Source organism: Salinicoccus sesuvii, assembly GCF_042648145.1.
In the GTDB taxonomy this organism is placed as follows: domain Bacteria; phylum Bacillota; class Bacilli; order Staphylococcales; family Salinicoccaceae; genus Salinicoccus; species Salinicoccus sesuvii.
Genome location: NZ_JBHRWV010000007.1, coordinates 13965 through 26816, shown reverse-complemented (window position 1 = coordinate 26816; position 12852 = coordinate 13965). Strand labels below are relative to the sequence as shown.

The following is a 12852-nucleotide window of genomic DNA, read 5'->3' as shown; positions in this document are numbered from 1 at the left end:
TAAATATAGGAGGTAGTCCATGTATAAACCAACAATAGCCGTGGTAGGGAGACCGAACGTCGGAAAATCTACTTTGTTCAACCGTATCATTGGTGAAAGAAAAGCAATCGTAGAAGACTCACCAGGCGTTACTAGAGACCGTCTTTACGCTGCGGCAGACTGGCTTAACTACGAATTCAATGTCATCGATACAGGTGGAATTGAAATTAAAGATGAACCATTCCAAGAACAGATTAAAATGCAGGCAGAAATCGCAATACTCGAGGCTGACGTAATCATAATGATTACAAATGGTCGGGAGGGCGTGACGGAGGACGACCTTTTTGTGGCGCGAATTCTCCAGAAATCGAAAAAGCCTGTCGTACTTGCAGTAAATAAGATAGATAACTTTGAAATGAGAAATGATATATACGAATTCTATCAGCTGGGTATTGGAGATCCTTTCCCAGTTTCTGGATCACATGGCCTCGGTCTCGGAGACGTTCTGGATGCAGCAGTTGAACACTTCAAAAACCTCGAGACAGAAGAGGAAGATAACGACTCCGTCAGAGTCTCACTAATTGGTCGACCGAACGTTGGAAAATCGAGTTTGGTCAATGCAATTCTCGGTGAAGAGCGTGTAATCGTTTCTGACATCGCTGGGACGACGAGAGACGCAATAGATACTGACTATTTTTATAACGACGAACACTATACACTAGTAGATACAGCAGGTATGAGAAAGCGCGGCAAGGTCTATGAAGCAACAGAAAAGTATTCAGTGCTTCGGGCGACACGCGCGATTGAACGTTCGGATGTTGTTTTAATCGTCATCAATGGTGAAGAAGGTATCATCGAGCAGGATAAGCGCATTGCTGGTTTGGCCCATGAGGCGGGGCGCGCTGTCGTCATTGTCGTTAACAAATGGGATGCAGTCGAGAAAGACGATAAGACAATGAAGAAGTTTGAAGATAAAGTAAGGCAGGAGTTCCAATTTCTGGACTATGCCCCGATCACCTTTGTCTCAGCACTGAAGAAAACGCGGATGACAACCCTTTTCCCACTCATCAGTCTTGTCAATGAGTCTCACAAGAAGCGTGTACAGTCCAGTACATTGAATGAAGTGCTTGTCGATAGTGTCAGCATGAATCCAACGCCGACAGATAATGGACGCAGACTGAGCATCTACTACGGTACTCAGGTTAGTGTCGCGCCACCAACTTTTGTCTTGTTCGTCAATGATGTTGAGCTAATGCATTTCAGCTACCGGCGGTATTTGCAGAACCAACTGAGAAAAGCCTTTGACTTTACAGGTACTCCAATCCACATTCTCAGCAGGAAAAGAAACTAGGAGGGTACAGTCCTTATGAAAATTTCAGTGATCGGCACAGGCAGTTTTGGCACCAGCCTGGCGATGGTGCTTGTCGATAATGGTCACGATGTGCATATTTATGGCAGGAACAAAGCAGTTGTGGACGAAATTAATACTCAGCATACAAATAACAGCTATTTGAAAGATGTTTTTATTCCTGAATCTGTGAAGGCCGTATCCTCGATGGAAGATAGCATCCAGCACGCTGAAGTGGTTGTTCTCGCTGTTCCTGTTAAAGCCATGAGAAAGGTCACCCAAGAACTCCATCAGCATCTGAAGGTGATGGGTAAAAAGGTGCTGTTGGTCCATGTTGCCAAAGGGCTCGAATTAGATAGTCACCTGAGAGTTTCCGAAATCATCTCAGAAGAAACAAATGAAGAGACTGTAAAGGACATCTGCGTACTTAGTGGCCCAAGCCATGCCGAAGAAGTCGCTAGAAAGGCACCGACGACTGTTAGTGCAGCTTCTGTGGGACCGGATGGCGCAAAAATCATACAAGATGTTTTCATGAACCAATATTTCCGTGTATACCATAATGATGATATGACTGGAGTGGAGATTGGCGGCGCACTTAAGAATATTATTGCTTTGGCGATTGGCGTTCTTCATGGACTCAATTTTGGAGACAATGCAAAGGCTGCGATCATTACGCGCGGGCTACAAGAAATTGCAAGGCTCGGCACACGCATGGGCGCTGACCCGTTGACATTCCTCGGACTCACGGGTATGGGGGATCTAATCGTTACAGCTACGAGCATGCATTCTAGAAATTACCGTTGCGGTATTATGCTAGCTGAAGGCAGAAGTGTAGAAGAGGCCCAAAAAGAGATGGGCATGGTCGTTGAGGGCGTTAATACGACACGAGCTGCCTATGAACTAGCAACACAATACAAAGTCGAGATGCCCATCACCGAAGTGCTGTATAAATATCTATTTGAAGATATCAGTCAGGAGGAAGCCTTCTATGCATTAATGATGCGTGAGAAGACCGGGGAAACTGATGATTTGAAAGAAGTGCTGCAGCAACAATACAAATAATGGACTAGAGAGTGATAAGATGTTTGATATTTCAAGAATGAATTTGATGTGGATTTCGTTCTACTCATTGGGAGCAATGGCGCTTGCAGCTGTACTAATATATGTTGCACGCTATAAAATTTCTTCCCGCCCGATAAGTATCATAGTTTCTATTGTCGCGTGGGCCCTTTTGATATTTTCCTTTCTGCTCATGATACCGGTGCTTGGAGGCAGCAGCCATGCGTAGCTTTAGATTCTTGCTGAGCGTGATTGTAGGCTGCATAGTCCTCTCCGGGTGTCTTTATCCGGAGTCAAATAGAGCAGGTAACCAAATTCCTCGCGATATGCAGATAGAGATGGTGCAGAACGCTGTAGATGAGTACAGGGAAGATTCCGATGGATTACTGCCGATCAGAACACTGGAAGGGCAGCGAGAATATCTCGAATACCAGATTGATTTTACAGCATTGATACCAAACTACCTTGAACAGCGGCCAGACAATGCCTATGAATCTGGAGGCAACTATCAGTATGTCATTGTCGATGCGGAAGATGATCCGAAAGTGAAACTCGCAGACCTGAGAATCACAGATGAGGTCAGGTCGCTTACCATTCGTCTGAATGCATTCGGGGAGAGCGTACAGCTTGGGGAACCCATTGGTCCAAACGTCTATCCATTGGATCTAAACTTCTACAAGTTTGATGAAAACCCAACTGTTACGAGTCCCTATACTAGTTCTACTTTGAACGTATACTACAATGGTGGACAGGAGTTCATCGTGGACTATCGAGAGGACATCGGTAAAATCATTGAAGAGAATGGTCTAGAATTCGAAACGGGTGAAGATGTCAGACATGTCCTTTACGAATATACGCCCATAGTGCCAATCTATTCTCCTGAAATTACCGTAGATGAGGAAAACATGCCAATATTCATGACGAACCGCCACAAAAGCGATTAAAACGGGGGTTTTTAGCGTTAAAGCGGCTAAATCCGTTGCAGTGCTACATTCACTGTGTTAAAGTCAAAATATAATGATAATCGTTGTTATCATTATAGTCATATAAGGAGGTGGATCTGATGAACAAAACAGATTTGATCAATGCTGTCAGTGATCATGCTGACCTTACTAAAAAAGAAGCAGGTGCTGCTGTTGATGCAGTATTTGACACTATTCAAGAATCACTGAAAAATGGTGAGAAAGTACAGCTTATCGGTTTCGGTAACTTTGAAGTGCGTGAGCGTTCAGCAAGAAAAGGACGTAATCCACAATCAGGAGAAGAAATTGAAATCTCAGCATCAAAAGTTCCTGCATTCAAAGCAGGAAAAGCACTTAAAGATGCAGTAAAATAATTCAATTATTTAGGCCTAACGTAATGGTTAGGTCTATTAATTTATAAGGTGATATTTGTCATGAATGCGCTCAGGAAAGAACTTGAATCCGACCTCGGTCCCAACTCATGGATCCTCGATATACATAATGATCCCTTCTTTGAATTTTTCTCGGAAGAGGCCCACATCCTAAATAGCCCTCACGTCAATCAGGCAGTGCTGCTCTTCAATACCGCTCTCAATCTTTTGGATCGGATACCTGAAGATGCTGATCGGGAATTGCATGTGCTTGCAGGCGACTACCTCTTTAGTAAATTCTATATGATGCTCTCTGAGCACGAAGAATATGAAGTGCTACGTGATATGATGGAGATGTCGAAATCGCTTAATTCTCGAAAATCAGAGTTGGCTATGGGCGATAGAATGCTCCGTTCACAGGAGATGGAATGGCTACTTTACGGTCCGATGCGCTATCTCATCTCGAATGGATATATTGATAGCCGTTTGGATAAGGTCATAGAGGCAAGCATGAACAACCTAGATATCACTTCACTTCCATACATAAACCAAAAGTAAAGGTGAGTTGAATGGACAAAGAGACAAAAGTTCAAAACATATTTAATTCTATATCATCAGACTATGATCGTATGAATGACATTATCAGTTTGAATCAGCACAATATGTGGCGCAAACGAACAATGAAGGAAATGTTTGTTAAAGACGGTCAGTCTGTACTTGATGTATGTTGTGGTACTGGGGATTGGACTATCCAGCTTTCAGAAAAGGCCCCGACTGCAGAAGTTATTGGTATCGATTTTAGTGAGAAGATGCTGGAAGTAGCTGAAGAAAAGACGACTACTCACGATAATATTGAGTTGCTTCAGGGCAATGCAATGTCATTACCGTTTGACGATGGTTCATTCGACTATGTAACCATCGGTTTCGGATTGAGAAATCTTCCTGATTACAATAAGGCAATTGAAGAATTCTATAGAGTATTGAAACCGGGTGGTACTCTTGTCGTTCTTGAAACATCTGTTCCAGAGAATAAATTCGTCGGCCAAGGCTTTGATTTCTACTTTGGTACAATCATGCCGAAGCTAGGCGGTCTGATCGCTGATCGTTCCAAGGAGTATGAATGGCTATATGAATCCACGAGTTCGTTCCTTTCCAAGGACGCACTCAAATTTATGATGTCCGACTGTGGATTTACCAATATTAAGGTTATCTCTCACACTTTCGGTACTGCTGCCACACATATTGGATACAGACCGCTCGAACAGGTGGATTTCAATTGAAAACAGCAAAACAGTACCTCGCTTCAGACTTTGAAGCAGTCGGAGAGATCATAAAGGAAAATCTTGATCCTAATGAGATTCTTGTAAATTCCAAAAGTTATGAACTTTTCAAATCTGGCGGTAAAAAGATTCGCCCAACATTCACGCTCCTTGTCGGCAGGCTGGGTGATCCCGAAAAATATCAGGATGTATTAAAAGCGAGTGCGAGTCTCGAATTGATTCACATGGCAACGCTGGTGCATGATGATATTATCGACAACAGCAGGCTGCGACGTGGCAGATCGACAGTCTATTACGAACATGGGTACTTACAAGCCATCAATACCGGGAACTATCTTTTGTCTACCTCTCTCTCAATTGTCAGTACAATAAAACACAAGGCGCTCCACGAGGCTTTCTCTAAAGCCATCAGGGATATAGTAGATGGAGAGATATTTCAACTGGATCATCAGTTCGATACTCACCAAACACTCGATGACTATTACACCAAAATATATAGGAAAACCGCGCTGTTGATTGAGCTAAGTATTAAAATGGGCGCATACGCATCAAATGTTGAGCAGCGCATTTTAGACGCCTTGCTTATATATGGCTATCACATTGGAATGAGTTTTCAAATTATTGATGATTGCCTCGACTTCATAGGAAGCGAAAAATCACTCGGTAAACCTAAGTTCTCAGACCTTCAGAACGGCCATTACACATTGCCGGTGCTTATGCTGAGAGACGAAAGTCAGAATTTCAGCAGGAAACTAAATGCATTCGATGGAAGCAGAGAGCAACTCGATGAGCTGATTGAAGATATACTTGCATCAGACGCAATCGACCGTTCCATCGCTATCAGCAACGTATATATAGATAAGGCAAGGTCGGCAATTGCAGATATAGATGAGCCGATCCGAGGGTACTTGATGGAAATCGCAGAAAAACTATCGAATCGTCTGAATTAAATTGAAAAATCAGAAATGATAGTGTTAAAATAATATGGATTGGATTTCAACTAAAGGAGAATTCAGAAATGGAAAAGACTTTTCTAATGATCAAGCCTGATGGTGTTCAAAGAAATCTCGTAGGTGACATTGTAGGGCGTCTAGAAAACAAAGGTTTTAGAATCGCCGGTGCCAAGCTGATGCAGGTATCTGAGGAACTTGCCAAAACTCATTATCAAGAACATGAGGAGAAACCATTCTTTGGTGAACTTGTAGACTTCATCACTTCTGGTCCAGTGTTCGCAATGGTACTAGAAGGTGAGAATGCTATTGATACAGCACGTCTTATTGTAGGTTCAACCAACCCCCAGCAAGCAGCTCCTGGAACCATCCGCGGAGACTATGGATTAACGGTCGGAAAGAATATCATTCATGGTTCTGATTCAAAAGAAAGTGCTGAACGAGAAATCTCACTTTTCTTTGATGAAAATGAAATTCTTGACTACAAGCTATCCAACAGTGCATGGATCTATTAGAGTAAAAAGGGCAGAAGCTGGGTAAAGTACTCAGCTTTTTTTAGTATCGTGAATTATTAAGGAGGATATTTAATATGAGATTTTTGACAGCAGGCGAATCGCATGGACCAAAACTTTCAGCCATCGTTGAAGGTTTCCCTGCAAATTTGCCAATAGACAAGGAGAGAATGACTGCTGAACTACTGAAAAGACAAGGTGGCTACGGACGCGGCCGTCGCATGCAGATAGAGAAGGATACTTTCCAGTTCGGTAGTGGTGTGAGACATGGCAAGACACTCGGCAGCCCCATTATGCTGGAAATTACAAACGATGATTTCAAACACTGGAGCAAAATCATGGGCAGCGAACCATTGACTGCAGAAGAAGAAGCTTCAATGAAAAGAGTGATTACGAAGCCAAGACCAGGTCATGCTGATCTAGTCGGTGGGATGAAATACAACGTGCGTGATCTGCGCAACGTCTTGGAACGTTCATCTGCAAGGGAAACTGCTTCACGCGTTGCTGTTGGTGCACTTTGTAAAGAGCTACTTCATGCGCTTGATATACGGATTTTTAGTCGGGTCAACCAAATTGGCGAAGTGAAAGACGAAGCAGAATACAGCATTGAAGAACGTGCTAACCGACCTGACCAATCTTCGGTACGTATGGTTTCAGAAGATAAGACGAAAGCGGCTGAAGAATTAATTGATGCAGCAAAGAAAAAAGGAGATTCTATTGGTGGCATCGTTGAAGTCATCGTAGAAAATCCGATACCTGGTCTCGGCAGTCATGTTCACTACGACCGAAAACTCGACGCTAAGATTGCTGGGAGCATCGTCAGCATAAATGCTTTCAAAGGCGTAGAATTCGGTATTGGTTTCAGAGCGGGTGAGACACCTGGGTCTGAAGTACAGGATGAGATTCTATATAGTGAAACGCAAGGTTACTATCGACGTACCAATAATCTCGGTGGGTTTGAAGGTGGTATGACGACAGGAATGCCAATTATCGTCAAAGCGGTTATGAAACCTATACCGACGCTTTATAAACCACTTTTCAGTGTAGATATCAATACTAAAGAAGCTTTCAAAGCGACTATTGAACGCAGCGATGCGTGTGCTGTGCCTGCAGCTTCTGTTGTATGTGAACATATGGTCGCCATCGAAATCGCAAACGCTATTCTAGACAAGTTCCCTCACGATGACTTCCAAGAGCTTGAATCAGCAGTTGCACAGTATAAACAGAGATTGAGTGAATATTAATATGGAGATCAGAACCAACTATATGGATGGCAACTACGCCATTTATGTCGATTATGGCATTCTTGAAGATCAAATATCCCAGTATACCTCACAGTATACCTCTGTACACTTCATAGTCGATCAAAACGTCTACACACTGTATCAAGACAGTACTCTTTCATTTGTTCAAAACCCTATCATATTAGAAGGCGGAGAGGCATCGAAATCGTTCGATGCCTTCAAGCGTATTACGGAAACCCTACTCGAGAGGGGAATAAAACGTAATGACCTACTCATTGTGATTGGTGGGGGAGCTGTCGGAGATGCCGGTGGTTTTGCTGCTGCAACAGTACTAAGAGGCGTAGACTATATCCAAGTGCCTACAACGCTACTTGCGCACGACTCCTCAATAGGCGGAAAAACTGCCATCAACAGTACATTTGGCAAAAATCTAATTGGTGCCTTTCATCGTCCGAAAGCAGTTATCTACGATTTGTCGTTTCTTGAAACATTGCCGCCCCACGAACTGCTGAGTGGTTTCGGTGAAGTATTTAAACATGCTCTTCTTAAAGATGAACAAACCGTTAAAGCGTTGATGGAGGCTACTAAAAATGAAATATCTCTCGATACACTAAAACCATTCATCATTAGCGGCATAGAAACTAAGATGCATTATGTAACGAATGATGAAAAGGAGTCGGGTATCAGAAAGTTTCTAAACTTAGGGCATACACTTGGACACGCGATAGAGTATAAATACAAGATGCCTCATGGAATCGCCATTGTACTCGGTCTTTATTTCATGATCTATGCTTCTAACGCGGAAGAGCGCCAGAACATATTCGATCTTAAATTGTTCAGACACTATTTTGAACAACATGGCTATCCGCTCGACCAACTCAAGACCATCAATGAAACCGAAATGATGACGCTTATGGGAAAAGATAAGAAAAACCAGAGTTCAGGGTCAATTGGCTTTGTATTGATGAAAAATTTTGGCCAGTGCTACTTCACTGAAATCGACAACGATCTACTGGAAAAATATATCAAGCAATTAAAGGAGAGTCTATGAAACACTTACTAAATAGCAGTTTCAGTGGAACTTTGAAAGTTCCCGGGGATAAATCGATTACACACCGTGCTCTCATGTTCGGCGCACTCGCGAATGGAACAACACACATTCATCTACCGCTTGAGAGCGAAGACACACGGCGCACCATGGAATGTATGCGTGCGCTTGGTGCAAAAATCGAGGAAAGTGATGAAAAATGGACAGTCACTTCGCCGGGACACGACGCGCTACACACACCAGAGGATGTACTTTACACAGGTAATTCCGGTACTACAACACGGCTAATTACCGGCTTGATCTCAGGACTCGGTCTCGCTGCCAAAATAGAAGGGGACGCATCAATCGCGAAACGACCAATGGACCGTGTGCAACAGCCACTCGCTGAAATGGGCGCAGATATTGCGCTTAAAGATGAAAAATACCCACCAATTAAAATAAAACCTACCACGCTTTTTCCTATCACATACACAATGCCGATTGCGAGTGCACAGGTAAAGAGTGCAATTCTGCTTGCGTCTCTTTTTACAAAAGGGGAAACAACCATACATGAACCATCACCTTCTAGGAATCATACCGAAATCATGCTTGAGCAGTTTGGAGCTGATATTTCATCCAAAAACGGTGTTATCACACTGACGGGTGGCAATGCATTAAAATCTTCAGATGTCACGGTACCAGGCGATATCTCTTCAGCAGCCTTTCCAATCGTGCTCGCTGTTTTGAAAAAAGACTCGAGCATTACAATCGAAAATGTATCTTTAAACCATACTCGCTCTGGTATTCTTGATGTTCTTGACATGATGGGGGCGAACGTGACAGTCGAGCAGACATCTCAGTCAGGAGAAGCGCTCGGTAGAATCCATGCAGCATACACGCCCAAACTGAAAGGGTTTGAAATATCCGGAGATATCATTCCTCGTCTGATTGATGAAATTCCTATACTTGCACTTTTGGCAGCATACAGCACTGAAGAGTGTACAGTGCGCGGAGCTGAAGAATTGCGCTTTAAAGAGACAGATCGTATTCGTGCGGTCGTCGATGAACTGTCCAAGTTCGGTGTACAGTTTACAGAATACGAGGATGGCTTTACCGTGCATCCAAGCCAGGTCGATGTTATGGAAAATACGGCTGTAAAAGGGTATAATGACCATCGAATCATTATGATGCTGATTGTATTCTCCATAATAAGCAATAGATTACTCGTGATAGACGACATGTCAGCCATTGATATATCCTATCCCGGATTTCTGGAGGACCTTGAAGCACTAAGGAAGGATGCCTAATCATGCAGGATCAAATCTACGAAATAATTGATCGGTTAAGAAAAGGGGAATACCCTGAAGATAAATTAAATGGAGTCGTTGCGGATATTGGTCAGCTTGTAGATGAAATGGATCTGGAAGCACTTTTTATCCTTGGTGACACGCTAATCGCGTCAGGACTGCATAAGGAAGCAGAAAGTATTTTCGTACATCTAAACAGTCAGACTGGCCATGATGATGAAGTTCTATCATATCTTGTCGATATACTGATTACAGATGGGCGCCTCGATGAGGCGCTCAGCCATGTCAACGAAGCTGAGAATACACCTGCAGTACTATTGCTTAGAGCAGAGATTTTCCAGCAGCTCAACATGAGTGAAGTGGCGATAAGGTCACTACTTGATGCGAAAGCATTAAGCGACGATCCTATCCTCGATTTTGCACTTGCAGAAATCTATTATCAAGAAGGTGAGTTTCTAGAAGCCGTCCGCCACTACGAGTCTTTGATTGCCGCTGGGCTTGAGGAAATTAATGGGGTCGAGTTGAATTTGAGGCTCGCTGAACTTCACATGAACCAGCTTGATCTCGAAAATGCCGGTAGATATTTCGAGCGGGCAGATGACAAGTTCTTCACTAATGACGACTACTACAGGAAAGCACTGCTTGAGTACCAACTCCAATCCTATGAAGCTGCTAAAAACCTTCTCAATCAAGTCATTGAAAATGAACCATATTATATTAATGCCTATATCCTGCTTATGAATGTACATGAAACAGAGCATGAACTTGTACCGGCAATAGAACTGATTGAAAGTTATATCAGACAGGATGACACTGAGCCTCTATTCTTTTTCCATCTCGGTAGGCTCCACTTCAGAAATGGAGACACTGATAAGGCAATCATCAATTTTTCTAAAGCAATCGCTATCGACCAGGACTACGACGATGCCTATCTAATGCTGTTCGAAACGCTACTCAAGTCTGATAGGACTGAGGATGTATCCGAGTTCATTGCAAATCTTGATACTCATGCACTATCAGGAGAAAGTCTTTATCTTCTGGCGAAGATTGAGCAGGAAAACGAAAATGATGAAAAAGCACTTGCTCTCTACGAGGATGCTTCGAAATTGATTGGCGAATCTATTGAATTCTACACAGGTTACTACAATTATTTGAATGAAATCCGTCATCCCGACAGGAAGGATATACTGGACAGACTCATCACCCTGGAACCTGACAATATAAATTGGCAGTTTGAAAAGGAGCGTTTTGATGAAGAGTATGATCAGACATAGAAAAGATTTCATCGACTATATTCTGTACAATTATGAGTTTCGGGACAGGACAGCGGTATGGATACTAAATTTTATTAAATCTCACCCAATTATTTCCAGCAATACAGTGTTTGTCGATGTTGGTGATATAGATCGCAAATTGCGTATCTCTGACAATGAGAGTGCAAGCCCTACATTGTTATTCGAAAAGGGAAACACAGTTACTGTGGATGGTGAAGTTATTTTCCATGAATTAAATATGAACCAAAAACAACCACTTTTCGTAAATTTTAACCTTCATCGTGAAGACCAGCGGTATAGTCAGTTGAAGGCAATGGAGACGAATATAGACACTGCACTTGAGGAAATTGGTCATCATTCAGTACTCAAACAAATTGATGAGGCACTGGATTCAAAAGACCATATTAGATTCATACAGCTGACGGACTATCTGAACCGCACAAACAATTAGAAGAGGTGATGAAATGCTATACAACCACCAAGGGCTAAAAGTCCTAAAGGACGAAATCGAATTTGTGGATACGGCACTGGTGCCTTTTGCGAGCGCAGACATGAATGATGGCGCTCGTGACAATGCAAGTGATATGGAAATGCTCCAGATGATAACAATTCAACTCGAAAAGCAATTCAAAGGGCGCCTCTTCATCACCCCTGCCATGATGACTGTCGAAGGTAAGACGGACGTGCTTAGTGCCTATGTTTCGCAGCTTAAATCATTTGGTTTCAAAAGAGTCATCATTCTGACACATCTTGAAAATTCTCTAGAATCCACGCATTCTATAGCACTGAACCGCATCCCGCTTGAAGATATGGACGCTGAGATGAAGATAAGCCTAGTCAATGATGAGGTCAAGAATGCGATGAAGCAGATCATCGGTATCTGGAATCGCAGGGATTAGGTATTATTACACGATTATGATTCCGGGGCATCTCGAAAGTTCATTTAGCTTATTGACCGGTTTCAGCTAATAGGCTAAAATTGAACTGTCCTAGTTATATTAAATGTAAAAGTACGCGCGTTTGAGGGGGGAAATTTGAATGTCGCAAAAAGTAACAAGACGCCAATTCCTGAACTATTCTCTAATGGGAGTAGGATCATTCATGGCGGCTGGTATGATACTGCCGATGGGTAGATTTGCACTCGATCCGTTGTTCCAGGATCAGGCGGAAGGTTCCATGATCACTACAAGTGTAAGAGCTGAAGAAATTACAGAGGAACCTGTCAAAGTGGACTTTTCCTTCGACCAGCAAGATGCATGGTATGAAAGCGAAGTGACAGACTTTGCATGGGTCTATAGAGATGGCGATGACATCATCGCTCTATCGCCAGTATGTAAGCACTTGGGTTGTACCGTAACGTGGGCTGGTGATAATGCCAATCCAAACAGATTCTTCTGTCCGTGCCACAATGGCCTCTACGAGAAGAGTGGTCAAAATGTGCCGGGTACACCTCCAAGAGGACCATTGGATCAGTTTGATGTCGGTACATCCGATGGTTATATCACTATAGGTGAAAGGTTCGCCAACGAAATTGTATAG

16 protein-coding genes are annotated in these 12852 nt (G+C 42.9%); all 16 read left to right on the top strand.

Annotated elements, in window-relative coordinates:
• Window positions 1–19: 19 nt before the first annotated feature.
• The 16 genes from der to ACFOJ8_RS05745 all read left to right on the top strand — a co-directional run bounded on the left by der (window position 20) and on the right by ACFOJ8_RS05745 (window position 12852).
• A complete protein-coding gene (der, locus tag ACFOJ8_RS05820; RefSeq protein ID WP_380653901.1) occupies window positions 20–1330 on the top strand; it encodes a ribosome biogenesis GTPase Der in 1311 nt (436 codons plus the stop codon).
• Window positions 1331–1345: 15 nt separating this feature from the next.
• Window positions 1346–2389, top strand: a complete 1044-nt coding sequence (locus tag ACFOJ8_RS05815) for an NAD(P)H-dependent glycerol-3-phosphate dehydrogenase (protein WP_380653898.1) — start codon at window positions 1346–1348, stop codon at window positions 2387–2389.
• A 19-nt stretch (window positions 2390–2408) separates the two neighbouring features.
• The gene (locus ACFOJ8_RS05810; protein WP_380659894.1) at window positions 2409–2615 is read left to right on the top strand and encodes a DUF2768 domain-containing protein; all 207 of its coding nucleotides are present in this window, start codon (window positions 2409–2411) and stop codon (window positions 2613–2615) included.
• Entirely contained in the window at window positions 2608–3330 is a 723-nt protein-coding gene (locus ACFOJ8_RS05805) for a hypothetical protein (RefSeq protein ID WP_380653893.1), read from the top strand. Before ACFOJ8_RS05810 ends, ACFOJ8_RS05805 begins: the two co-directional genes overlap by 8 nt.
• Window positions 3331–3449: 119 nt before the next feature.
• The gene (locus tag ACFOJ8_RS05800) at window positions 3450–3722 is read left to right on the top strand and encodes an HU family DNA-binding protein (RefSeq protein ID WP_160652473.1); all 273 of its coding nucleotides are present in this window, start codon (window positions 3450–3452) and stop codon (window positions 3720–3722) included.
• 60 nt (window positions 3723–3782) lie between these two features.
• Complete coding sequence (locus tag ACFOJ8_RS05795) at window positions 3783–4277, top strand: hypothetical protein (protein WP_380653890.1); 495 nt, start codon at window positions 3783–3785, stop codon at window positions 4275–4277.
• Between the two features lie 11 nt (window positions 4278–4288).
• On the top strand, window positions 4289–4999 hold the full coding sequence (locus ACFOJ8_RS05790; protein WP_380653887.1) for a demethylmenaquinone methyltransferase: 711 nt from the start codon (window positions 4289–4291) through the stop codon (window positions 4997–4999).
• On the top strand, window positions 4996–5949 hold the full coding sequence (locus ACFOJ8_RS05785; RefSeq protein WP_380653884.1) for a polyprenyl synthetase family protein: 954 nt from the start codon (window positions 4996–4998) through the stop codon (window positions 5947–5949). The genes ACFOJ8_RS05790 and ACFOJ8_RS05785 overlap by 4 nt, the downstream gene beginning before the upstream one ends.
• A gap of 68 nt (window positions 5950–6017) precedes the next feature.
• Window positions 6018–6464, top strand: coding sequence for a nucleoside-diphosphate kinase (ndk, locus tag ACFOJ8_RS05780; RefSeq protein WP_380653881.1), 447 nt, complete (start codon window positions 6018–6020; stop codon window positions 6462–6464).
• A gap of 74 nt (window positions 6465–6538) precedes the next feature.
• Window positions 6539–7705 (top strand): chorismate synthase, encoded by a 1167-nt coding sequence (aroC, locus tag ACFOJ8_RS05775; RefSeq protein ID WP_380653878.1) that lies wholly within the window; start codon window positions 6539–6541, stop codon window positions 7703–7705.
• Window position 7706: 1 nt separating this feature from the next.
• Window positions 7707–8756 carry a 3-dehydroquinate synthase gene (aroB, locus tag ACFOJ8_RS05770; protein WP_380653875.1) on the top strand — a complete coding sequence of 350 codons (1050 nt, stop codon included), beginning with the start codon at window positions 7707–7709 and terminating at the stop codon, window positions 8754–8756.
• The gene (aroA, locus tag ACFOJ8_RS05765; RefSeq protein WP_380653871.1) at window positions 8753–10039 is read left to right on the top strand and encodes a 3-phosphoshikimate 1-carboxyvinyltransferase; all 1287 of its coding nucleotides are present in this window, start codon (window positions 8753–8755) and stop codon (window positions 10037–10039) included. The genes aroB and aroA overlap by 4 nt, the downstream gene beginning before the upstream one ends.
• Window positions 10040–10041: 2 nt before the next feature.
• Entirely contained in the window at window positions 10042–11313 is a 1272-nt protein-coding gene (locus tag ACFOJ8_RS05760; RefSeq protein WP_380653868.1) for a tetratricopeptide repeat protein, read from the top strand.
• The gene (locus ACFOJ8_RS05755; protein ID WP_380653866.1) at window positions 11291–11764 is read left to right on the top strand and encodes a YpiB family protein; all 474 of its coding nucleotides are present in this window, start codon (window positions 11291–11293) and stop codon (window positions 11762–11764) included. Before ACFOJ8_RS05760 ends, ACFOJ8_RS05755 begins: the two co-directional genes overlap by 23 nt.
• A 13-nt stretch (window positions 11765–11777) precedes the next feature.
• Window positions 11778–12212 (top strand): DUF2487 family protein, encoded by a 435-nt coding sequence (locus ACFOJ8_RS05750; RefSeq protein WP_380653863.1) that lies wholly within the window; start codon window positions 11778–11780, stop codon window positions 12210–12212.
• Window positions 12213–12351: 139 nt separating this feature from the next.
• A complete protein-coding gene (locus tag ACFOJ8_RS05745; protein WP_380653860.1) occupies window positions 12352–12852 on the top strand; it encodes a ubiquinol-cytochrome c reductase iron-sulfur subunit in 501 nt (166 codons plus the stop codon).